Raw genomic sequence first — 23,055 nt, 5'->3', positions numbered from 1 at the left:
ACATGCAGATCGAGGGCATGGCCGCCCTTGCCACACCCATAACCGAGGAGGTTCAGCCGCTACAGATTACACCCAAGGCCGCCTGAAAATGCAGCCCGATGGCCAGCACCGAAATTACACCACATTGACGGACGTGACCGTTCAGGCTCGCTGCAGGCTGACCTTATCCCGACGATCGGTTGCCAAAGTCGGCTTCCCCCGACCGATCGACTAGCTCGAACAGTTCCCCTCTATGTTCGTCAGCTGCTCGGGAGCGCCACCGTTGCCATAACGATGGGACGGTGGCGCATATACTTCAGGCTGTCGCCGTAGCATTCCCTGCCAAGTCTGCCCGTACCCCTCGCAATGTGAAGGTCGCAGAACCGGCGTAAGAACAGCGATGCGGGAAGCGGCAGAGCCGCCCCCGCATTCGGGCTTTCGCACCAGCTTTATTCGCATGGGCGGCTTTCAGCAGAATTTGCATGAAGCCTATAGAAGCGGCAAAGCTATTTCACACCAGTGAATACGAATTTCTGGACCCGTCGGCCGGTGCCAACTTCCGTGACATATAAATTGCCCTGGTTGTCCGTTTCAATGGAATGCATCCATGTGAACTGCCCGGGCTGCCGCCCGATGCGACCGAACGACCCCAACACTTCATGGGTCGACCGAAGAAGGATCCAGATGCGTCCGTTCATCATGTCGCCAACATAGAGATATTTCTTGTCCGGCGAGAGCGCCACGTCTGTCACCGTACCCAGGCCGCCTGTCTTGCCCTGGATCACGATATTCCGGATGAACTTCAACTTATCGTTCTTGCCAAGCTCGAAAAGCTGCATGCGGTTGTTTGGGCGGTCGCATATGTAGATCTGTCCATCACCGGTTGGCACGGCGCAATGGACGATGGTGCCAAGTGTACGAGATTCCGGGTTCGGTCCCGCGTTGGCGGTTGCCTGGCTCTGATCGAAATTACCCTGGCGTGTTTCGGCGGAAGGCTCTTCGCCATACGCCCCCCAGATTCCGAATGCTTCGCCACCGGACTTGTTGAAGCCAATGAACCGACGATTGACGTAACCATCGGACACGAGAATCCTGTCTCCAATAATGGCGACGTCTGAAGGGTTTCCCAAATAGTTGGCATCGCCATTGCCGCTCGTCTTCTCACGGCGTCCGATCTGGCCAATGAACTTACCATCGGCGGTGTAGTGCATGACGACATGGTCGCCCTTGCCAATGCCTGCGAACCAGAGCGTCCCATCAGTGTCGACGGAGATGCCGTGAAGACTTGTCGGCCACTGGTTGACCCCGTCAATAGTCGGTGCCGTTTCGGGGCCGCCAAAGCCACCGAGATACGTCCCGTCGGCGCTGAAATGGGTGACCGGCGGAAACGGGCGGCAGCATAATGCGATTGGCGGGGACTGAGCCAGGCCATTATCGGTCTTGGTCAGTGAATCCGGCCGATCGACCAACCAGACGCTATCGTCGGCAGCGATGGCCACACCGCTGACCTGCCCCCATAAAAATGTCTCAGGGACATTTGGCCACCCAGCGTCCACGGCAAAGCGAGGCATAATGGTGCCGGATGCAGCTTCGATATTCTCCTGGACCGGGATGAGTGTTGCCGTGCGATCGACGGGCTGTGCGGTGCACACGGACTGCAAGAAGAGAGAGCAAATCAAACTGAGGGGAATTGTGAAATGGCGCATGAAGTCCTCGTCAGGCGGCGTAGGTTATGCCGCAGCTGTTGGAAGAGTGCAGATGGCGTGTTGAGCCTGCTCCCGTAACTCTGTGTCTCCAGAAATTGAGTGGACCGGCGTTCAACGCGGTGTACTCAAGTCCTGCTCCAGATTTTCGGCGGACCTCGCGATCCTAAAGATCGGATGATGGCTTTCGTACTTCGACTATGGCGGAGACACCAAAGCAGTCAACCCACCTGTCATGGCAGAGATAGCCGGAATTTCAGCGTCGGCATTCGCGATTATGTGTACCGTTTGTGTCTTGCGCAAGTTTTGATAATCATTTCGCGCCGTCTTGGAAATAATTTGGCAACTGATGAAATGGGTGCATAGAGGCATGTTGCATTCAGTGTATAAAATTCGATGATCTCCTGACTGGCATCGACACGAGAATTCTGACCCTGTGGGGAACATCAGCGGTTGAGACCGGAAACGACTTCAATCCGAGTGCTCGCTGCTCCGACTTCGATCTCATCCATCGCCGCTCCCTATCCGAGCGGCAATCAGCCCTACATCGTGGACCTCGCGCAAGGCGACCCTGGCGCCACGGTTACGCATTGTCGGCTGAATTTGGTTTGCATCCCAATTAGCGGCTGGGCTGTTGCTGCGGAGTGAGTTTGCTCGTTGAACGGCCGCAAAGGGGCGACTGCGGAAACGATTGCTATGCGCCCACTATTCCGGTTGGAAAGGCCAATGGCTGTCCCGTTTGATTGGGAGACCAGGCTTTGTCGCTCACTCGGGATCTCCCGGTTTCAAATGCATCGCGATAAAATCGACGAATGCCCTGAGTTTGGGCGTCACCTGTCGGCTCGCTGGCCATAGAATATTGAACTGATCGACCTCGCAGACATTCTCCTTCAGCAGCGACACCAGCCGGCCATCGGCAAGTTCCTGCCGGATCGCGAAGGGCGGCAGGCAGGCGATGCCGTAGCCGGCGACCGTCAGGTGAACGAGCGGATCAATCGCTGTCGCACTCATCGTTTCCGGCAGGGCGTTCCCTTCGGGACCCAGCGGCCAGGGGCGCAATTTGCCTGTGCTGGGCGAGCGCTGGCGTAAACAGCGATGCGATACCAGATCGAGAGGAACGACGGGCGTACCATGCGTCAACAGATAAGCTGGCGACGCGACAATCCGCAGCCTGAAGCGGCCAGCATTTCGTCGCATAAGCCGACTGTCGGCGGGCTGGCCGGTGCGGACGACCGCATCGAAGCCTTCCTCTATCACGTCGACCAGCCGGTCGCTGAAATCAAGATCGAGCTGCACCTGCGGATAGGCGGCCATGAAATCGGCCAGAACCGGTGTCAGGAGCATCGCCACCAGCGGCAGGCTGACGCGCAGCCGCCCTCGCGGTGCGGTGTGAGTCTGCGCCAACTCCTCGCGCGCGGCTTCCATCTCGGCAAAAATTCTTCGGCATCGCTCCAGGAACATGCGCCCTTCCTCGGTGAGCGCCATGTTGCGGGTGTTGCGGTGGAACAGGCGAACCTGCAGTTGCTCCTCCAGTCGCGCAACCGCCTTGCCGATAGCCGACGCGGTCAAGCCGAGCTGCCTGGCGGCCGCGACGAAGCTACCTGTTTCCGAAGTCTGGACGAAGGCATTAAGTGCGACGAGTTGATCCATCTTGCCCGAATACCGGAATAATCATCCGTAGTCATCGGAACACAGGCCGGTTTTTCGCGACATGGTCCGGCCCTAGGTCCCGGCCTCCATCACACGGAGATCGAAATGACCGCCACCTTCAGCATCGCGCCGACCCCGACTACCTTCATCGTCAACGTCATCCACGCGCATCCCGGCAAGCAGGAAGAGGCGTTTCGCACAATTCAGGATGTGGTTCGTTACGTCGCTTCGCGCAAACCTGGGTTTTTGTGGAGCAGCCTTGCCAAGAGCGACGATGGCCTCACGGTCGTGAACATCGAGGCGATCTCGGATGCCAGCGATGTCGCTCTGTTTTTCTCAGACCCGGTGTTCCTGGAGAAATTCAACCGGCTCGACACGGTCTCGACCAGCGAATTCCACACTTACAAGGTCGATGATCTCATCCTGCCGCAGGTTGCAGGATGAGCGCGACGCGCGATCGCTTGCATGCGGGCGGGCTGATAGCGCTCGGTACCGCCGGTTGCGTCACCATCCTGACCGAAGCCTTGCCCGCTGGCCTGCTGCCGCAGATCGGTGCCGACTTGCACGTCGGGGAGGCTCTCGCCGGCCAATGGGTCAGCGTCTATGCACTTGGGTCGCTCGCGGCGGCAATTCCGCTCACGAACGCCACGCGTCACTGGCGACGGCGGCCGCTCCTGCTAACGGCAATCCTCGGCTTCGCCCTGGCCAATGGCGTGACGGCCGTGACTGACAGTTTCGCGTTGTCGCTGGCCGCGCGATTTGTCGGCGGCGTATCCGCGGGGCTGTTATGGGCCTTGCTTGCCGGCTATGCGGTCCAACTCGCGCCGGAGCGGCTGGCCGGGCGAGCTATGGCCATCGCGATGGCCGGCACGCCGGTGGCACTGTCGATCGGCATTCCAGCGGGAACGATGCTTGGGCACTGGGCAGGCTGGCGGATCGCCTTCGCAACGCTCAGCGCGATTGCAATCGTGTTGGCGGGCTGGATGAGGTTGCGACTGCCGGATTTTCCGGGCGAGGCAGCGAGAGACCGTCCTTCGCTGCGGCGGGTGTTCGTACTGCCGGGGATGCGCGCGGTGCTATTGCTAACGCTCTGTTTCGTTCTCGCACATAACATCCTCTACACCTACATCGCACCGTTGCTCGCACGCGCAGGGCTTGTGGATCAGGCGGACCGCGTGCTGTTCACCTTTGGCTGCGCCGGCCTCGCAAGCATTGGCGTGACGGGCGCTCTGATCGACCGGCATTTACGACTGATGACAGGGATAGCTATTTTTCTGTTCGTCGGCGCTGCGACGTTGCTGGGCGTGAGCACGACCCCGCTCGCGATCTATATCGCCGCGTTTACATGGGGGCTCGGCTTTGGCGGTGCAGCTACGCTGTTCCAGACTGCATCGGCCCGTGCGGCAGGCCCGGCTGTCGATGTTGCCCAGGCAATGATCGTAACCGCATGGAACCTGGCGATCGCCACAGGCGCCTTCCTCGGCGGCGCCGTGCTCGATCGATTGGGCACGGGTTCGTTACCATGGGTTGCGTTCATTCTTCTCGTGGCTGCAGCCATAAAAATGCCGAAGTATGACACGACTATCTGACCGCATGAATTGTCTTTTGGGAGGATGGCTTCGGTTTGTCGTAGACCGATAGCCTGTGTGCACGAGCGATAATATCTCGGCTGAGCAGGCGGCGAGGGTAGGAGGCCGGTGATCCCGACTAGCCACCGGAGCAGATAGGGGGCGTCACCACCCCCCGGCCACAGATTGGACGATGACGCCGGATGTCCGCGCAATCAGCACGAAATTGGTGCCCGCATAGCACCAGACATGTCCGGCCGGCGCCACGGCAAGGCCGAAGCCGGCGGGATTGAGGACCACATAGTTGCGCATCGAAACAGGCAAGGTGCCGCCCACCCGCCAGACGACGTTCACATAGCGCGGGGCCACGGGATAATAGCCAAAGCCGGGCGCGAAATAATAGCCATGGCGGGGACCATGATAATAAGCGAAGGCGGGATGGCCGCGCCACCAGCCAGGGCGTCCCCGGTCGACCACGACCGTGCGGCTTTGCACCAGCCTTGGCGCAGATATGACGGTCGTCTGACGCACGGCCTGTGCTTTGGCCGGCGTGCCCATTGCCGTGGTCATGGCGATGAAGAGCAGAAGGCCGGTGCTCGCCCGGACGGAACCGATGCGGAATTTGGGCAGGGCAATGACGGGGCGGCCGGATGGATGGAACATGATCGAACTCCATGTGATGGGAGCCCGTTATCGCGCCGTTTTGCATCAACTGATCGGGGCTTGTGTATCAATCCGTGTCGGCCCTGCGGAGCGACAATATCGCGCGAAACCCACCCTCCCGACGATTCTCCAGCATGAGGTCACCGCGATAGCGCTGGGTCAGCGCCTGCACGATCGACAGGCCCAGGCCGACGCCGCCGGTCTGCCTGGCCCGTGAACTCTCGACCCGTTCAAACGGTTCGGTCAGGCGCTGCAAGCTGCCGTGCGGTACGCCGGGGCCATCATCCTCGACCAAGATACGGATATGAGACGCGTCGCTCTCCACCCGGATGCGAGCCAGGCCACCACCATAGCGGACCGCATTATCGAGCAGGTTGGCCAGCATGCGCTGCAACGAGATGTGGGAAACATGGGCATGGAGCGGGTGCGGCAAGGGTGCGATGTCGACCAGTTGGTCGCGCTGGGACCGTTCCGCAGCGACGAGCGCCAATTCGGCGCGAACATCACAGACCGCCATGTCCAGATCGGTCGCGGCGGACTCGCGCGCGAAGGTCAGGGTGTCGCTCAGCAGGGCACGCATTTCCTCGATATCCTGTTGCGCCAGCAGGCGCTGATCCTCATCCTCGATAAACTCGCTGCGCAGATCCATCCGGGTCAGATAGGTGCGATAATCATGAGCGATGGCGGCGAGCATGCGGGTTCGCTCATCGAGCAGCGCGCGCAGGTGCTGGCGCAACTGGCTGAAGCTTTCGCCCAGTTCGATGATTTCCCGTGGTCCTCCCGGCTTCAACTGGTCGAGCCGGTCGTCGCGCACTGCGCGGGCAAGTCGCTCGACCGGGCGCGTGGTCTGCGAGGCGAGCCAGAGGATGACGATGATGTCGACGATCGCCACAGTGAGCAGGAAGAGCATCAGATTGCTGACGATCTTGGTGAGGGGCGCGGCGACCATCTGCTCGACCCGGATGGCGTTGCCCTCCGCCAATGCGACCGATACCCGCACCGGGCTCAGGGTGACGGCTGGCCACATGTCGATATTGGCGGGGCCGATATCGCCCTGTGTCTCGATCCTGAAGGGGCGGCCGCCCAGGGCCTGCCGGTAGCGGGCCAGGGTCGTCGGGGTGGCCGATGCCGGATTTTCAGCTGGCAGCGCCTTGAGCAGGGTGACGCGCAGGGTCGCATCGGAAAAGGCGCGGACAAGGTCGGCATGGGTGTTGGGCGGCGTCCGCTCGAAGGCCGTTACAATGAGGGCAACCTTTTCCGGAACGGGAACCCGGTAAAGCGGTGCGATCTTGCGCATGTCCGTCTGCTGCAGGAACAGAAGGGTCACCGCGATCATCGCCAGAAGATGCAACAGGACGATCAGTCCGATGCGGTCCCGCAGACGCAGCGGACGCAATTTCAGCATCGCGTCACCGCCGGCGCGAACAGATAGCCATCGCCGCGTACCGTGCGGATCATCGCCGGCTCGCGTGGATCATCGCCCAGTTTGCGTCGCAACCGGCTCATCTGCACATCAATGACGCGATCGACCGGGCTGGCATGGCCGCCACGCGTCCAGTCGATCAGCAACTCGCGCGAGAGGATGCGTCGGGGATGGAGAACGAGCGCATGCAGCAGGTCGAATTCGCTTGTCGTAAGGCCGACCGGTTCGCCTGCCGGGTTGGTGAGGTCGCGGGCGCCCAGGCGCAGCAACCAGCCTTCGAAGCGGAAATTGTCGCCGCTTTCTTCGGCAGAGGCGGTCGCGATGTCGCGGGTGCGCCGGATGATCGAGCGTAGCCGTGCCAGCAATTCGCGCTTGTTGAACGGCTTGGCCAGATAGTCGTCCGCGCCGATCTCCAGGCCGATGATCCGGTCGATCGGATCATCCTTGGCAGTGACGATCAGGATCGGCAGGCGCGGCCAGCGCGCGCGCAGACGCTGGCATATCTCCAGCCCGTCCTCGCCCGGCAGCATCAGGTCGAGGATCAGGCAATCGAGCCGTTCCAGGACGCCGTCCGCCTCCAGTCCGGCCGAGCCTTCAAAGGCCAGCACGTCGAAGCCCTCGCGGGTCAGCAACAGCTTTACCAGGTCGCGGATGCCGGGGTCATCCTCGACGATCGCGACCATGCCATTGGACGCCTGGGGCGGGGCCATCATCTCGTTCCTTTCGTCATCAGCATATGGCTGCGATCAGGGCGTCCCCGGAAACAGCCACACTGCGGCCGGGGACGATCGATCACTTGCCATATTTTGCAGCGGCAGCGCGCAATTCTTCCGGGGTCAGTTTACCGTCCCGGTCGGCGTCGATCATCGAGAAGCCACGCTCGCGGCGGCCGGCGGCCTTCCATTCTTCCAGCGACAGGGCGCCATCCTGATTTGTATCCGCCTTGGCAAAAATGTCCCTGGCCCTGGCGGACGCATCCTGCGCCATGGCGGTCGGGCCCTGGGTTGCGGCCAGGGCCACCAGCGTCAGGGCGATCGTCGGATATTTCATGTCATTCTCCTTGGTCAGGCCCGAAATGAGCATGGATCATATAGCGGTCCCACAGGCGCCATGTCCGATGGCTGGATGAAGACAAGTTACAGTTTGTAACAGCGGCGCGCGAAGCGGTGGCTGCTGCAAATATTCGATACATTCTGCGGCAAGGCGGTTCATCCGGATGCCCGACATGTTCCTTCCCGCACGGCTCTCGCTGATGCGGAGAAGGAGAATGCACCATGAACAAGCGCCAATTCGCCATTGCCTTCCTTTCGACGCTGGCTGCCGCCGGCACGATATCGACGGCCGAAGCCCGCAGCCGATCTTTCCAGCACAGCCATAGCCGGAGCGTTCAGGGACCAAACGGGCGCGGATTCCATCATGACTATGCGGCCTCGCGCGGTGGCGGGCAGGCCGCCATGAGCCGGAATATCCAGACCAATGACGGACGCGGCCTCAGCAGCCAGCGCGGATATCAGGTGCAGGATGGCCAGTTCCACGGTGCGACCAGCCATGTGACCAACAGCGGCAAGAGTTGGGGACGGTCGACCAGCGCCGTTGCCAACGGCGATGGCACCGCAACCTATCAGCGCGACATCACTGGCCCCAATGGCGGTTCGGCCTCCCGCTCGGGCACTATAGGCGGCGGACCGCGCTGAACATGCTGAACCATGGCGCATCCCGTTCAGCATCGATGCGCCATGGTTCAGGCGGGCTGTTACATGATGTTACATAGCCCCCATCGAGCTGTTGCAGATCGCCTCCATTTCCAAGCCCTTGCACGAACCGGCCTGCTTTTGCGGCCTTTCTCCACGGGGATGGAATGGCACGTTTTGCCCATGTCGCACCGATCGCGGTGCTGTTGCTCGCCGCCTGCCACACGGAGCCCCCCGCCAGGGATGAACGGCGCGCGGTGACGGTCCAGCGCGTCGGCGCCGGTCACGCAAGCGAGGCCAGTTATGCCGGGGAAATCCGGTCCGCCTTCGAAAGCCAGATCGGCTTCGAGGTGGCGGGCCGCATCGTAGAGCGCAGCGTCGATCCGGGCAGCCATGTCCGCGCAGGCCAGATGCTGCTGCGGCTGGACAATGCCGATTATGCGCGCGCGCTGGACAGCGCCGTGGCGCAAAGCGGTTCGGCCCGGACCGCCGCGGCAGTGCAGCAGGCCGACTTGGCACGATCGCGCACCTTGTTGCAGCAAGGCTTCATCTCGCCAGCGGAATTCGATCAGCAAAAGGCCGCAGCAGTCCAGGCGCAGGCGCAGTTGCGGGCTGCGGCCGCCCAGCGCGGTACGGCATCCGCCCAATTGGGGCGCACGCTTCTGTCGGCGCCGCGCTCGGGCGTGATCACGCAGATTCAGGCCGAGGTCGGTCAGGTAGTGGGCGCCGGGCAGGCGGTGGTCACGCTCGCCGATCCCGCGCACCCGGAAATCGCCGTGGCACTGCCCGAAGGCAGTCTGGAGCGCATCAGGGGGGCGTCGCGCTTCAGCGTCACCCTGTGGAGCAGCCCCGACCGGCGTTACCCGGCGACATTGCGCAGCATCGCCGGCGCAGCCGATCCGACGACACGCACATTCGCGGCCCGCTTTGCCATTGCCGCTCCAAACCAAGCGCTACGGATGGGAGAGACCGCCGAATTGCGGGTTGAAGATCCAACGGCAAAGGCCGCCGTCCGGGTGCCGCTGACGGCCGTGCTACAGGCAAATGAGCAGGCACAGGTCTGGATTCTGGATCGGCGGACGATGACGGTGCAACCGCGCGCCGTGCAGATCGCAAGCGCCCAGGGCGACATGCTGACCATCCTATCGGGGCTGAGGCCCGGCGAGACGATCGTCACCGCCGGCATCCATCTGCTGCGCGCGGGCGAGACGGTGCGCGTCGTTCAGGTGCCGCAATCATGAGTGCGGACCAGAAGGGCATGAACCTGTCGCGCTGGGCGTTGTCGCATCAGCAGATGGTCGGCTTCATGCTGGTGCTGGCGGCGGTCGCGGGCCTGTTTTCCTACATGGCATTGGGCCGCAAGGAAGATCCCGAATTCACCGTCAAGACGATGATGATCAGCGTCGGCTGGCCCGGTGCCACCGCCGAACAGATGTCGGAGCAGGTCATCAAGCCGATCGAGACGGTGCTGACCGAAAATATCCCCGAGATCGACTATGTGAAGAGCAAGGCCAGGCCGGGTCAGGCGACGCTGAACGTGACGCTGATCTCGACCGCCAGGAGCAGCGCGGTTCCCGGCATCTGGTACACGGTCCGCAAGACCGTGACCGACCATCGCGGCGATTTGCCCGACGCTGTGATCGGGCCGTCCTTCAACGACGAGTTCGGGACCACCTATGGCAATATCTATGCGATCACCGGCGACGGTTTTTCCTATCCGGTGCTCAAACGCTATGCCGAGACCCTGCGCGACCGCATCCAGATGCTGCCCGATGTCGCCAAGACACAGATCATCGGTGCGCAGGATGAAGCCATTTATGTGACCTATGACAGCGCCCGGCTCGCCATGTCGGGCATTTCCGCGCAGGCGATAGCCGACGCGCTCGACACGACCAATGGCATTGCCGCATCCGGCATCGTGGAGGCCGGCGCCGAACGGGTGCGGATGCAGGTGACGGGCGCCTTCGGATCGGTCGAGGCGATCGGCGCAACACCGATCGTCGCCAATGGCAAGCGCATCCGGCTCGACGCGATCGCGACGGTCGAGCGCAGGCCGGTCGACCCCGCCACCTTCAAGATGCGTTTTGGCGCTCGGGATGCGGTGGGTGTCGGCATCAGCCTGCGATCGGACGGCGATGTCGCCCGCCTGGGAGGCGATCTCAAGCATGTCGTCGCCACTCTCCAGTCCGAGATGCCGGTCGGCGTCGAGATTCACACGGTGTCCGACCAGACCCATGTGGTGGACGAATCGGTCGGTGAATTCACGACCTCGCTGGTCGAGGCGATCGTCATCGTGCTGGCCGTCAACTTCCTGTCGCTGGGCTGGCGTCCCGGCATTGTCGTCGCCCTGTGCATCCCGCTGGTGCTGGCAATGACCTTTGTCTCGATGCTCTATCTGAACATCGACCTGCAGCGCATCTCGCTCGGCGCGCTGATCATTGCGTTGGGCCTGCTGGTCGACGATGCGATCATCGTGGTCGAGGCGGTTGTGACCCATTTGGAGGCGGGATGGACCCGCACCAGAGCTGCGATCAGCGCCTATGGCGTGACAGCCGTGCCAATGCTGGTCGGCACGCTGATTACCGTTGCGGGCTTCCTGCCGATCGCCATGTCCAAGGCGACGGCCAGCGAATATGTGATCTCGCTGTTCCAGGTGATCGCCATCTCGCTGATCCTTTCATGGATCGTCGCGGTCATCTTCACGCCCTTCATCGCCTATTATCTGCTGCCGCAGCGGGCCGATGCGCGCGACGATGCGGGTGAGCCCGACGAGCAATATGAGGGCCGTTTCTACGGCTGGTTCCGGCGACTGCTCGACCGATGCCTGGAACGGCGCAAGACGGTGGTGGGTCTGGCGCTGACCATGTTCATCGCGTCGATGCTGCTGTTCCAGATCGGCGTGCCGCGCCAGTTCTTTCCCGCGTCCGACCGGCCCGAACTGGTGGTCGACCTGCAATTGTCGCAAAATGCCAGCTTCGCCCAGACCCAGGCCGTGGCGGCGCGGATGGAGAGGCTGCTGGCGACCGACAAGCGGATATTGTCCGTCACATCCTATGTCGGGGGTGGATCGCCGCGCTTCTACCTCCCCCTCAACGTCCAGACACCGGACATCACGCTGGCCGAACTGGTCCTGCAGACGCGGGATGAAGAGGCGCGCGAAGCGGTGATCGGCCATATTCAGGGCCTGTTCGCCACCCATTTCCCAGAGGCGCGGGGGCGGGTCAGCCGTCTGGAAAATGGCCCATCCGTCGGTCAGCCTTTGCAATATCGCGTGGCGGGACCGGCACTGGCGCAGATTATTCCCGTGGCGGACAAGCTGGAGGCCCTGATCCGGGCGGACAGCCATGCGCGCGACGTGAACAGTGATCGGGGCGAACCGTTGAAGGCCATCCGCGTCGATCTGGACCAGGACAAGGTCCGGGCATTGGGCCTGTCGACACAGGCGGTCCAGCAATCGTTGCAGACGGCGATCGGCGGTGCAGGGACGACCAGCTTCCGCGATCGCGACCTGGCGCTGGACGTGGTTCTTCGCCTGAATGAAGCCAAGCGCACGGATCTTGGCCGGATCGCCAATCTGCCGATCCAGACGCCCAATGGTGCCGTTCCGCTGTCGCAGCTCGGCCATGTGTCCGCGGGCAGCGAGCCTGCTGTCCTCTACCAGCGCAATCGGCAGCCCACGATCACCATCGCCGCCGATGTCGAGGGCGAGCAGGCGAGCGACCTCGCAAAGCGGATAGAGCCGCAGATCGCCGCGATGCGCCGCGCGCTTCCGCCCGGCGCATCGATCGTCAAGGGCGGATCGGACGAGCAGAGCAGCATCAACCAGAAGGCGACACTGGCGGCAGTGCCATTCGCCATCTTCGTGATCGTCATCCTGCTGATGCTCCAGTTGCAGAATGTGAAGCGCATGCTGGTCGTGCTGGCGACCGGGCCACTGGCGCTGATCGGCGTAGCCCTGATCATGGCGCTGTTCCGCATTCCCTTTGGCTTCGTCGCGATGCTGGGGTCGCTAGCGCTGTTCGGCATGGTGCTGCGCAACTCGGTCATCCTGATCGCGCAGATCGACACGCTGTCGGCGCATGGTCTGCCGATGCGGCAAGCCGTGCGCGAGGCGGCCGTCCATCGGCTGCGACCGATCATGTTGACGGCGCTGGCCGCCATCCTGGCCATGATCCCGCTAACCCGGTCAACCTTCTGGGGGCCGATGGCCTGGGCGATCATGGGCGGCCTGATGGTCGCCACCATCCTGACCCTCATCGTCCTGCCTGCACTTTACGAACTGGTCTTCGATCGACCGCAGCGCTGTGCCGGCAACCCGGAGATTTCCGCATGAAGCATCTTCTTTTCCTCGGGGCCGCGATCATGGTCGTGCCGTCGGCCCATGCGACCGACCTTGTCGACGCATGGCAGGCCGCCGCCACCCACGACCCTGATTATCTGGCGGCCCAGGCCCAACGCGATGCAGGGGGCGAGTCGGCCGTGCAGGCGCGGGCACTCAAGCGTCCGAGCGTCCAGTTCCAGGGCGGCTATCAATATAATGTCACCGAAACAAACGCCCGCCTGCCGGAGGATCTGGAGCCGGTCTTCACCGGCAGCCGGTCCGGTGGTCGTGCCAGCATTGCGGTGCAGGCCGTCCAGCCCCTCTATGATGCCTCGAAACAGGCTCAGGCGGTTCAGCTGCGCGAAAAGGCGGCTGGCGCCGATGTGCAATTTGCAGCCGAACAGCAGCAGTTGATCCTTCGCGTTGGTCAGGCTTATTTCAAGCTGCTGGCAGCGCAGGACAGGCTTGCCTCCTATCAGGCCCAGGTCGCTGCATCCGAACAGCAACGGCGCGGCGCACAGGCGCGTTTCGATGCCGGCCGGGCGCGCATAACCGACGTCCGCGAGGCGGAAGCGCGGCGCGATGCAAGCGAAGCGCAGCGCATCGGCGCGGAAGCCGACCTCGCCTATGCGCGCGCCGATTTCGCGGAGCTGACCGGCCTGCCGGCGGAAGGTCTGGAGCGGCCGGCTGACGGGTTCCAGGCGCCTCCGCCTCCTGCCGGGCTGGAGGAATATATCGAGCAGGCGGAACGCCGATCACCGCTGGTCCAGGCGGCGGTGCATCAGGCCAGGGCCGCGGGCGCCGAGATCGACCGCTACGGTCTTGCCGGGCGCCCCGTGGTCGAAGGCGTTGCAGGCTATCAGGGGCAATATCGCCTGGGTGGCGACAGTGGCAATGGCATCGTGCCTGACCGTCTCCAATCGGCATCGGCGGGGCTGCGTATAACTATCCCGCTTTATGCCGGCGGCGCGATCGCGTCGAAGGAACGGGAGGCCCGCGCCAACGCCAGCAAGGCAGCGCGCGATCTGGATGGCGCCCGGCGCGATGCGCGGCTGCAGGCGCAGCAGGCCTGGTATGGGGTATCGACTGGCGCGCGTCGGGTCGCGGCGCTGGATACCGCGCAGCGCTCGGCTGGCCTGCAGCAGGTGGCTGCCAATACCGGTCGCGAAGTCGGTATCCGGACCCAGGACGATGTGCTCAATGCGCAGAATCAGAGCTTTTCCACGGATCGTGACCGGCAGCAGGCAATCTATGATTATCTGACGGCCCGGCTCCAATTGGCAGCCGCGACGGGCGATCTGAACGGCGAGGCGCTGGCCGGCGTCAACGCCATGCTGCAATGAGCGCCGGCCGCTATTCAGGCGTTGGCCGGGCTGATCGATGGAGCTGGACTGGCGATATTACGCCCCGCGCCTGCGTCGATCGCCATGTCGACCATGATGGTGAACGATCGGGCTGCATGGCCAAATGCCCTGGCGAGCGCCGCGCTACATTCATGGACGAGTGCATGTTCCCGCCCCTCGACGAGGTCGAGCAGCCGCCACTCATCCTCCGACAGGATGATGCCTTCACCAGAACGGAAGGGATGCCCCAGAAGCAGTTCGGAAAGGCGCATCAGGCTGTCGCAGGCGGGGGCAAGCTGTTCGCAGCCGAAGCGCGCCAGTTGCCGGTGCAGACAGGGCTGGACCGGCAGGCGCAGGTGCCGGGCACGATGCCATTGGCGCGCGCCGATCATCAGTATCTGCTGCTTGATGCTGAAGGATGATGGCGCCGTCATGCGCCTTGCTTGTTGCGCAATGTCTTGCGGTCGGCAGCGCCGGTGACACTCGGACACCGCCATTTGATCGGGCACCGATATCCGCTCGATGGCATATGCAGCGCCGCCGCCTGAACGGTCGGGTGGCCGATGAGGCGGGACAGGGGGAAATAGCTCATTGGCGGTGCTGCTCGCTTTGCGCCATCAGGGGATTGAGGCGATGTTGGCTCAGAAACTGGTAGAGCGCGCAGAGTAGCGCCTGGGCGATGGGCACCGGCATGCCGACCCTGCCGACGACGACCCGTTCAAGGACCGGATCAGGCCGGGCATGATCGGCCCTCGGATTTTCCAATGTGATCGTTACGATGCCGTTGATCAGGGATAGACCGGACAAGCCGCCGGCCAGGAGTTCCGGTGCGAACATATTGTCGATCAGGGGTGCGTCGGGCACGGGCGACTGGATCGGGGGATGCATTTTCATGATGTTGCCTTCCGGGGAGCATTATGTCGTGTTCCGTTCTGGTCGGGCGGCCAGATCCAGCCGGATGCGCGGTAAAGGAGACGGGTCTGCTTGATGATGGCGGCAGCCGATCGCTTCGCGCCCCTGTCCAGGCCGCTGCGGCTTTCCATCAGCAGGCCGAGGCCGCCGCCGATGGCGAGGCGCGACAATTCACCGGTCGCCAGCGCCACGCCACCCGGCAGGATCACGCCAGGTTTGCGCCCGTCCTTGGCGGAAGCGGAAAAGGTCATGGCGGCGCCCGCCTGTCCCGCTACTTCGAATGAGGCCTTGGTCAATAGCGCGGACCGGCCTGCGCCGAAGCCGATCAGCAAGCGTTCGGCCTGACTGCCGCGATCGGCGCGAATGATCCTGACCCGGACCATCGCGTCACCGGCAGTTGGCGCACCGCTACTGGCAACAGACGCGAAAAGCCCCGCATCGCGATAGGCCTCGACCAGATAGGCCTGCAGCCTGAGGGCTGCTTTGGCGGCATGGGGATCGGCCTGTATGTCCTGCGCCAGCGCAACATGAACGGCCAAGGCGCCAGGCGCTGGGCGCTGATGCGCGGCGGTCATGCGAACATCGCGGACGGCCACGCTTGCGCATCCCGAGAGCAGGAACAACATCCCGCCCAGTGCAAGCCGGGGGCGTAGGCCGCCGGCCGATCGCCCCGTTGAAACCAGGCGCGTCATCGGCCGCCTCGGTCCGTTGGCATGTCCGTGGCAGGTGCGGACTGGGAGGCGATCACGTCGGTCCTCGTGGTTGCGGGAAGCTGGGCTGACGGCGCCATGCCGGCTTGGGCCAGGTAAAAACCGAACATATAGGGCCTGCCATCGAAGCGGATGCTGACCCGGATGTCGGCCGGGCCGGCGGCCCGATGCCCCAGCGGCAGGATCACCATGCCGCCAAAGCTGCTGTCGGGGTCAATCGTGGTCGTCTGCAACACCTGTGTGCCCAGTTGCGCCAGCGTATAATCCAGCTTCCGATCGATGCCTTTAATCACCATGGCGCCACCGGCGACCGCCGCCGTTGCACCGATCACGCCCGGCATATCATCATGCCAGTGGATCGCCTGGGTATAGCTTCCCCGTGGTCCGCGAACATGGCGATAATAGGTGCCTTCGTTCGACGCCGTCGACGCGACACCCGCCAGGACGCCGGCGAACAGCGCCGTTCCGATCTTGGCATTGCGGGCCTTGCGCTCTGCCTCCTCCGCCAGTTGCGCATGGCTGGGCAGCGGGACGGGAATGCCGTTCACCGTCGCGCTGATATTCTCGATACCCAGATTGGCCGGACCTGGACCATGGTTGAAGACGGCCAGGGAGAAGGCGACCTGGCCCTTCTCGACCGGCAGCGGGCGAATTTCAACGGTAGCGGTCGGCGATCGAAGCGAGATGGTTGCGCGGCCATGATCATAGCGGGCGGTTTCAGCGCCGAGATGCTGCGGATAAAGGGCCAGGGGCGGGGCGGCGTCTGCCATGGCTGGAACGCCGGCGAGCAGCATCGCCGCCGCCGCAAGAGGGCGATAGGGCATGATGGGGCCTTTCAGGAAAGGGCGACGCGATGCGGACACAGGGTCTGGGGTCCGCATCGCGTCGGCGCAGGTCGTCCAGGGGGAGGAGCAAGCAACGACGACCCACGCAAGAGCATTGCACGACAAGGGAGGCGACCGGTCAGATCGCGGATGCGTCAACCGCTGTCATGGCTGCTGAACTGCATAACCGCCTCCTCAATGTCTGAGGCGGTTATCGCGTGATCGCGCAACAGGAGTTGGTGGCGTTTGTAAATCTTTGTGACGCCTGCCTAGCCCCCTTTGCGGAAAGAATGAGGCGGCAAAATATGTCGCTCAGTGAGGCGCCATCAGGCGTCAACGTTTTCTTTCTGAGCTCACGGCTAGGAGGATTTCTATTTGCCCCGCTGACAGTCCGCTTCTGGTAAACGAAAAACAGACCGGGAATAGCAGAAAGGGGTCAGTTCTGCCTCAGGTGGTTTTGTCGCCAGTAGAGGCTTTCCCGCCCGTCATCGCAAATATGCACTCTATCAGCTGTACGATCTACGTAATGCGCATGCGTGGGATCACCCTCAAGCTGATCCATGACAGCGAGGCGATTGCGTTCGCCCGTTACAGGCTGGCCGCGGTCTGGCCGCAGGGCAGGCGTGCATCCGTTTTTCTCCCGGCCTAGGTCAGCAACCTGTCGTCCAGAGGCATCCAAATACCGATTGCCCGGTAGTAGCTTCAGCGCTTCCACCATACCCACTCGACAACATTTGACATTTATATTGCGCACAATATATTTGCTAGCAATCTAAATGGAGATGACAGCATGAGCATATTGTACAGCACCAGCGTCACCGCGGTTGGCGGGCGGGCCGGGACCATCAAGAGCGATGATGGCCTACTCGATCTGAAGCTCGCCGTGCCCAAAGCTCTGGGTGGCAAAGGAGACGCGACCAATCCAGAACAGCTATTTGCGGCGGGATATGCAGCCTGCTTTGAAAACGCGGTTATTCATGTGACTCGTAATTCGTCGGACAAGGTGAGAGACGAAGACATCGTCGTCGTCGGAACTGTAGGAATGCAGCCAAATGGCGCAGGCGGCTTCGCGCTTACGGTTGCTCTGGACGTAACGATCACCGGACTGGAGCAGGGCTCCGCCGAGGAGATTGTGGCTAAGGCGCACGAAGTTTGCCCCTATTCCAATGCGGTAAAGGGCAATATCGATGTTGGCATCACGGTGTCGGTAAACTGAGGTAATAGGAATGGAACTGCCGGACGAAGATGACGCCCTCGACCTCGACCGGCAGGTCTGTTTCCCGCTCTATGCAGCATCGAACCTACTCAATCGGCTTTACCGACCGATCCTGGCGGAACTCGGTCTTACATACCCGCAATATCTGGTGATGCTCGTTCTATGGAAGCAGACGCCGCAGACCGTCGGTTCGCTTGGCGACATGCTGCATCTGGATAGCGGAACAGTGACCCCATTGCTGAAGCGTATGGAAAGCGCTGGCCTGATTGTGCGGACGCGTGATCCACAAGACGAACGCCGTGTACTCATAGAGCTGACGCACGTGGGGTGCGACCTGCGCGCAAAGGCAATGCATGTACCTTTGAGGCTGTCTGAAGGCCTCGATATTGATCCGGCTTCCGTGGCCTTGCTGAGAGAACAGGTCCGTGAACTGGTAGCTGCGCTCAATCATGCGTCGCACTTGAAATCCTGATCATGCGATGTGGATGTTCGGTTCGACCGTATGCGCCGAACGATTTGAACAGGACAAACTGAGTGCCAGTTCGATCCTGTTGGAAACCGAAAGCTGCTGTGCTGGCTTCGGCGAGTTTTGGGCGGCCAGATTGGAAACTCGGCTGGCCCGCGACTGGAGGGTGAGAATTAGCTACTGAGCAACCGGCTTGGTTCGATATCGCCGGATGAATCGGATCAGTTCACTACTCTAGAAGTAGCGCTGCGACCCCTTCAGTTCGAGATGCGATATGCGCTACCGCGCCGTCGCTACCAAGAACTCCGCGCAGCAGCGCCGAGGTCCAACTATTGACGCCGTCAAAGCGATTGGCATCCCATTGCCGTGTTTCGAGTTTGGCCCGCACCGCATCAGGAGTGATCGGGGCGTTCTCCGGCGTTCGACCGATCAGCCGATCGGGAAGCGCACCCCAAGTACGTTCGTTGAAGCCCAGCCATTGCTTCCCGAGCACATGCTTCAGGTGGAAAGACACAATCGACGCTATAGGCGCTGCCAGCCCGGCCAACGGTGTGGCGGAGAAAGTGGGAGCCTCATAGGGCGGCTCGATCTCGACCTTCCAAATCGCCGCACTGGCCCAATCATCATAATACGGGTGGATGAACCGATCCGGATCTGCATCGCCGCGATAGATTTTGCCTTTTCCTGCGCTGTTGCAATTGGCGCATGCTGGAACAAGATTTTCGAACAGGATAGCAAACTCGGCGAATGTATCCTTGGGGAGATAGTGATCAACGGCTCCGGTGATTTGAGAACCACACATTGGACAGCAGGGAACGCTGATGTGCCGGATCGCGTCCACACGCACGTTTTTTCGCCGCCCTTCCCAGAGAAGCCGCTGATCCGACTCAATATCGTCGCCAAGCCCCATTGGCCCGACCAACCAAGGGCTTCCGCCCGCATCGCGGTATGCGGCATTGGCGCCCGCCCAGGCCTCACGATAGGGAAGCCAACGCTCATCTTGCCAGATCGCTTCGAAATGATCATCACCGGCACCGTCCGGTTGCGGGAGATGCATCATTCCGCTGGTTGATCCCTGATGAGTTGGGCGAGATAGGATAGAGTTTCGGTGTTTAGTTCGCCCGCAAGCTCAGCAATCATTTTCTCCACGGTCAGGCCTGGGGGCTGGCGGGCGATCCACGCACGAAGGGTCTTTAAATAGAGGTGGTCGGGGGCCGTATCACCGAACACGAACTGCGAAATCGTATCAATGTTCGCGCCGAACGTCTGCATCCGTGGCTCATTGGCGAACGCCCCATCCTCGTCGATGGTCAGAACACAGACGCTGCGGCTTGGAACCTCACGAACAACATACGCCGAATGAGTGGCGATGATGGCTGCGGAACGGGTGTCGTCGAGCAATCTTCCCAACATTGCCATGAAACGTGAGATGAAGTTGGGGTGTAGATGGGTTTCGGGTTCATCAAATAGGAAAAGCGTTCCTCGTTCAACCGCGGCGGTCGCCTGCGCTGCGAACCGCAGCAAAGCGAGCTCTCCGCTGCTCAGCTGCCTTTGTTTGCCGCCGACGATAACCTCGGGTGACGCGCCGGGATCGATCCATGAAAATAGCCTCAGCTTCTGCTGCTCGCCACCGTATTGGAACAATCGAGCATAGTGTCCTGTTTCCAACTCAAGCAGCCGCCCCTTGAGATCGGCATAGCTGTCGCCATCACGGAGGCGTACATATAGGTCTTCGCGAATGCCGAGCGGCTCGATCATTTCGCGCAGGAGGGCCATCCGACCTTCCTCGTCAAAAACCTCTTCCTCATAATCCTCACGAAGACAGTCGATGAGCGCCATCGTGAGATCGTCCTCACTATCGCCGCGGCGCCCGATCATCGAGTAGTACCGATAATCGACGCCTGCCCACGGTGGGATCGCTCTTGGATACTGATCGGTCGCGACGGACGAAATTACAACGAGCTTGCTGAATTGTGGCCATGGCTCGAAGCGCGCGGCTGGACCTTCACCATGCAGCTCAGGCCATGGCGAGTTGCTGCGAACACCGTCAATCAATGCGCGTAGAAGTCTCGTCTTGCCAGTACCATTCTTCCCAGCCAGCACGAACAGGCGTCCTTCGCGCAGTGGGTTGTCGCCAAAGGTCAATTCAAATCCATAGGACCCAGGAAGTCCCGGCAGATCAACATCCAAAGAAAAGGGACGCGATGCATCTTGGACGTCCTGCAGCGGCTCCATGCGAAGGTGGCGCGCGCCGCGGCGCAGCCCTGCCCATGTTTTCTCCTGCCGCAAGGCTCCTTCGTGAAAGTCCTTCGTGTGTGTCAGCTCAAGGAAGGCGTCCTGTGTCCCTTCCGCGCGGGCAAGGACAACGTCGTGCATCTTACGCAAGGCGGTCGCCGACTGCGCCAGACCGAGCTGCTCCACGACCCGGCGATAAGCCAGATCGTTCTGAAGAAGCGAGCAAAACACTCCTTCGATTGTCTCGAACCGGCGAACGGGTTCACCCGCCAGGAGTTCGTCAATCTTGCCACGCGACCGGGCCTGGTCAGGAAAGACAAGAAACGCCCGTAAGTCGATTCGGTCGTTCTCCAAGATGACGTGGAGGTCGGTATGGAAATTCTTTGAAAAATCGTTCCACCTGTCAGCATCTGCCGCCACGACAACAAGCGGGCGTGCGGGAATCGCTTGGGCCGCAATTTCCGCGGATTTCGCGAGTACGACCTCGATTGGAGCCTCGACGGGTATGCGCATAGATTTCCTGCTGCCGTTCTCGCTTGACTGAAACGCCGCCAACTATTGGCAGGTCACCTGCTCTATTCTCGCTCTCGTGGCACTTGGCAATGCTGGATTCCGTGCTGGCGTAGCAAGCCGGCAATCTCCCCCGAAATCTCGCTTTCGGTAACAAGAACGGCTTCGACGGGCACCTTTTGCCGTACGTCCATAGCAGCCTTCACCGCACGATATTTAATGCACTGATAGACGCCACGCCGCAGGTCGATCTCATTCGAGATTCGCGACTTCACCTCAAGCACCACCGTTCGGTCGTCGAGATGATAGACCGAGTCGATCCTGTCCCCGGAATCGAGGCAGAACTCAGTCTCCGTTCGGGCATTCGCGAACGCGCGACGGATCTTGCCCGGATTAGCCGTTACCCAGAGACGCAGCGCCTTATGGTACTTACCCTCGCCCCCCGTTCCATATTTACCGACGCCCGCCCCGAAATCATCCTCATTCCCATCATGGCGCTTTGCGCGCTCCTCGCTGATCCTCGCGTTAGGCAGCGCTTCGCCAAACACCTTGGCATAAAGAGCGGACCAGGCTTCGGGAGAATAAGCGTAGACCTCCGCAGCGGCTCGCTCGAAATAGGCACGCCACTTGGCTGGATGCCGCTCCTTGTATCCCTCTGCGGCCAGCTGAGGATTGCCAAACCGCCTTGCCATGTAGGAGCCCGCACCCTTGCTGGGGAGACGATCCTGTTGATTGACGACCAGCGTGTTGATCAGCGGCGCGTTTGGCGTCGCCGCCTGGATCCGGTTCATGAGTTCACCCGCGACCAGTCCGATCCGGGTGGCAAACACGGTGGAAAACCCAACCTCGGATTCCAACCGCTGCTTGACCTGGCCATAAGTCATGGTCGCTCCGTCGAGCGCGGCGGCGATCAACCACCGCATCGTCGGTGCAAGTGCATGGTTGATCAAGTTTTCGTTGGTCGCCACATATCGCGCCGAACGCCCGGCCATTGCGCCGTTTGCTTCGGCTTTGGCTACAATCTGGAAGCCGCTCGCACGTAGCCTGCGAAAGCATACCATGCCGTTGCCGGCGCTGAAATTCTCGGGACGGACCGGAAAGCCGAGGGCTTCGCTCGCGGCAAGACCAAAAACGGCCTTGGGCGGAAGTCGGTGCCCTTCGAAAAGAAGGTCATAATCGGTCGACTGCCCAAATGGATGGTCGTCGAAGCCAGCTGCGAGATGGCGTGCGGAACGAAGAAAATGCGATTTGGTGACTGGGTCGAATGTCTTTGCGACGAAGCGGCGATCGGCTGGCTTGTTGGGCCAAGCCCCACGCTGGCGCAGAAACTCCAGCATGACATCGACGTCCGCGACGCTTCGAATATGTGTGCGATATTCGCCGAGCTTGTTGGGCTTGATCGGCCCGAACCGAGTGGCTGCAGCGTCAAACAGATCGTGATGCGCCTCAAGGATAGGGCGCCGCAGGTAGAAATTGAGATGGCGTGCCTGCGTCTGAATCGAGAAAGGATTGCGCTTGCGATCCGGCCATTGCAACTCGATCGCGCGCACCTCACTAGTTCGTGGGATCAGTTGAAAAGCTGCAGCCCTCGCATGCGCTATGAAATAGTCGAAAGCCGCATTTGCCGGGGAAGCCGGCACAAGCACGGCGCGCACGGCGCTCAAATCATCCCCCATTTTACCCCCTTTAATCTTCGCCTTTAGGTCGCGTTGACAAAGTGGATTCCCAATCGGCCTGATTTCTGATTCAGAGCTTCTCTTTGCGAGGAGCGACGATGGGCCGGGGCGATCTGACGGATGAGGAATGGGATGTGATCGCGGGACTGCTGCCATCGGAGCGCG

The 23,055-nt window shown here is 61.7% G+C and carries 21 protein-coding genes; 8 read left to right on the top strand and 13 right to left on the bottom strand.

Translation table 11 applies throughout. The annotated features are described in order from the left end of the window. Positions 1–485: 485 nt before the first annotated feature. Positions 486–1,685 carry an NHL repeat-containing protein gene (locus AC13EK_RS00660; protein ID WP_069335602.1) on the bottom strand — a complete coding sequence of 400 codons (1,200 nt, stop codon included), beginning with the start codon at positions 1,683–1,685 and terminating at the stop codon, positions 486–488. Between the two features lie 762 nt (positions 1,686–2,447). Then, entirely contained in the window at positions 2,448–3,332 is an 885-nt protein-coding gene (locus AC13EK_RS00655; RefSeq protein ID WP_069335603.1) for a LysR family transcriptional regulator, read from the bottom strand. Positions 3,333–3,437: 105 nt separating this feature from the next. Here AC13EK_RS00655 and AC13EK_RS00650 point away from each other — a divergent pair, with 105 nt between their 5' ends. Both AC13EK_RS00650 and AC13EK_RS00645 read left to right on the top strand, forming a co-directional pair. After that, on the top strand, positions 3,438–3,776 hold the full coding sequence (locus tag AC13EK_RS00650) for an antibiotic biosynthesis monooxygenase (protein ID WP_069335604.1): 339 nt from the start codon (positions 3,438–3,440) through the stop codon (positions 3,774–3,776). Further along, positions 3,773–4,921 (top strand): MFS transporter, encoded by a 1,149-nt coding sequence (locus tag AC13EK_RS00645; RefSeq protein WP_069335605.1) that lies wholly within the window; start codon positions 3,773–3,775, stop codon positions 4,919–4,921. The genes AC13EK_RS00650 and AC13EK_RS00645 overlap by 4 nt, the downstream gene beginning before the upstream one ends. Positions 4,922–5,065: 144 nt before the next feature. Here the strand turns inward: AC13EK_RS00645 and AC13EK_RS00640 are convergent, their stop codons facing one another. The 4 genes from AC13EK_RS00640 to AC13EK_RS00625 form a co-directional block, all read right to left on the bottom strand. Next, on the bottom strand, positions 5,066–5,563 hold the full coding sequence (locus tag AC13EK_RS00640) for an RcnB family protein (RefSeq protein ID WP_051887092.1): 498 nt from the start codon (positions 5,561–5,563) through the stop codon (positions 5,066–5,068). A 67-nt stretch (positions 5,564–5,630) separates the two neighbouring features. After that, a complete protein-coding gene (locus tag AC13EK_RS00635) occupies positions 5,631–6,968 on the bottom strand; it encodes an ATP-binding protein (RefSeq protein ID WP_069335606.1) in 1,338 nt (445 codons plus the stop codon). Then, positions 6,962–7,699: a response regulator gene (locus tag AC13EK_RS00630; RefSeq protein ID WP_234791896.1), complete on the bottom strand. Its 738-nt coding sequence runs from the start codon at positions 7,697–7,699 to the stop codon at positions 6,962–6,964. Before AC13EK_RS00630 ends, AC13EK_RS00635 begins: the two co-directional genes overlap by 7 nt. A 79-nt stretch (positions 7,700–7,778) precedes the next feature. Next, positions 7,779–8,036: an EF-hand domain-containing protein gene (locus AC13EK_RS00625; RefSeq protein WP_122129198.1), complete on the bottom strand. Its 258-nt coding sequence runs from the start codon at positions 8,034–8,036 to the stop codon at positions 7,779–7,781. Between the two features lie 224 nt (positions 8,037–8,260). Here AC13EK_RS00625 and AC13EK_RS00620 point away from each other — a divergent pair, with 224 nt between their 5' ends. The 4 genes from AC13EK_RS00620 to AC13EK_RS00605 all read left to right on the top strand — a co-directional run bounded on the left by AC13EK_RS00620 (position 8,261) and on the right by AC13EK_RS00605 (position 14,341). Continuing rightward, entirely contained in the window at positions 8,261–8,680 is a 420-nt protein-coding gene (locus AC13EK_RS00620) for a hypothetical protein (RefSeq protein WP_051887088.1), read from the top strand. 164 nt (positions 8,681–8,844) lie between these two features. After that, on the top strand, positions 8,845–9,918 hold the full coding sequence (locus AC13EK_RS00615; protein WP_051887085.1) for an efflux RND transporter periplasmic adaptor subunit: 1,074 nt from the start codon (positions 8,845–8,847) through the stop codon (positions 9,916–9,918). Beyond that, on the top strand, positions 9,915–13,010 hold the full coding sequence (locus tag AC13EK_RS00610) for an efflux RND transporter permease subunit (RefSeq protein WP_037523049.1): 3,096 nt from the start codon (positions 9,915–9,917) through the stop codon (positions 13,008–13,010). Before AC13EK_RS00615 ends, AC13EK_RS00610 begins: the two co-directional genes overlap by 4 nt. After that, positions 13,007–14,341: a TolC family outer membrane protein gene (locus AC13EK_RS00605; RefSeq protein WP_069335607.1), complete on the top strand. Its 1,335-nt coding sequence runs from the start codon at positions 13,007–13,009 to the stop codon at positions 14,339–14,341. The genes AC13EK_RS00610 and AC13EK_RS00605 overlap by 4 nt, the downstream gene beginning before the upstream one ends. A gap of 14 nt (positions 14,342–14,355) precedes the next feature. On the opposite strand, the gene AC13EK_RS00600 is transcribed toward AC13EK_RS00605, so the two are convergent. From AC13EK_RS00600 to AC13EK_RS00585, 4 genes are all read right to left on the bottom strand, one after another. Beyond that, complete coding sequence (locus tag AC13EK_RS00600) at positions 14,356–14,775, bottom strand: hypothetical protein (protein ID WP_069335608.1); 420 nt, start codon at positions 14,773–14,775, stop codon at positions 14,356–14,358. Positions 14,776–14,929: 154 nt separating this feature from the next. After that, positions 14,930–15,235: a hypothetical protein gene (locus AC13EK_RS00595; RefSeq protein ID WP_234791897.1), complete on the bottom strand. Its 306-nt coding sequence runs from the start codon at positions 15,233–15,235 to the stop codon at positions 14,930–14,932. Beyond that, a complete protein-coding gene (locus AC13EK_RS00590) occupies positions 15,232–15,792 on the bottom strand; it encodes a DUF4410 domain-containing protein (protein ID WP_483021963.1) in 561 nt (186 codons plus the stop codon). The genes AC13EK_RS00595 and AC13EK_RS00590 overlap by 4 nt, the downstream gene beginning before the upstream one ends. Before the next feature lie 149 nt (positions 15,793–15,941). Beyond that, a complete protein-coding gene (locus AC13EK_RS00585) occupies positions 15,942–16,787 on the bottom strand; it encodes a hypothetical protein (RefSeq protein WP_069335611.1) in 846 nt (281 codons plus the stop codon). A 790-nt stretch (positions 16,788–17,577) separates the two neighbouring features. On the opposite strand from AC13EK_RS00585, the gene AC13EK_RS00580 reads away from it, so the two are divergent. Continuing rightward, positions 17,578–18,003 carry an organic hydroperoxide resistance protein gene (locus tag AC13EK_RS00580; RefSeq protein WP_483021962.1) on the top strand — a complete coding sequence of 142 codons (426 nt, stop codon included), beginning with the start codon at positions 17,578–17,580 and terminating at the stop codon, positions 18,001–18,003. A gap of 10 nt (positions 18,004–18,013) precedes the next feature. Beyond that, complete coding sequence (locus tag AC13EK_RS00575) at positions 18,014–18,475, top strand: MarR family winged helix-turn-helix transcriptional regulator (protein WP_069337930.1); 462 nt, start codon at positions 18,014–18,016, stop codon at positions 18,473–18,475. Between the two features lie 223 nt (positions 18,476–18,698). Here AC13EK_RS00575 and AC13EK_RS00570 read toward each other — a convergent pair whose 3' ends face one another. The 3 genes from AC13EK_RS00570 to AC13EK_RS00560 form a co-directional block, all read right to left on the bottom strand. Further along, positions 18,699–19,529 (bottom strand): HNH endonuclease, encoded by an 831-nt coding sequence (locus AC13EK_RS00570; protein ID WP_069337931.1) that lies wholly within the window; start codon positions 19,527–19,529, stop codon positions 18,699–18,701. Beyond that, positions 19,526–21,217: an AAA family ATPase gene (locus AC13EK_RS00565; protein ID WP_069337932.1), complete on the bottom strand. Its 1,692-nt coding sequence runs from the start codon at positions 21,215–21,217 to the stop codon at positions 19,526–19,528. The genes AC13EK_RS00570 and AC13EK_RS00565 overlap by 4 nt, the downstream gene beginning before the upstream one ends. A 62-nt stretch (positions 21,218–21,279) precedes the next feature. Further along, on the bottom strand, positions 21,280–22,890 hold the full coding sequence (locus tag AC13EK_RS00560; RefSeq protein ID WP_139150054.1) for a ScoMcrA-related endonuclease: 1,611 nt from the start codon (positions 22,888–22,890) through the stop codon (positions 21,280–21,282). Between the last annotated feature and the right edge of the window lie 165 nt (positions 22,891–23,055).

The organism is Sphingobium sp. L-44 (assembly GCF_056859495.1).
The sequence above is the reverse complement of the archived record's forward strand: the minus strand, read 5'-3'. Positions and strand labels throughout refer to the sequence as shown.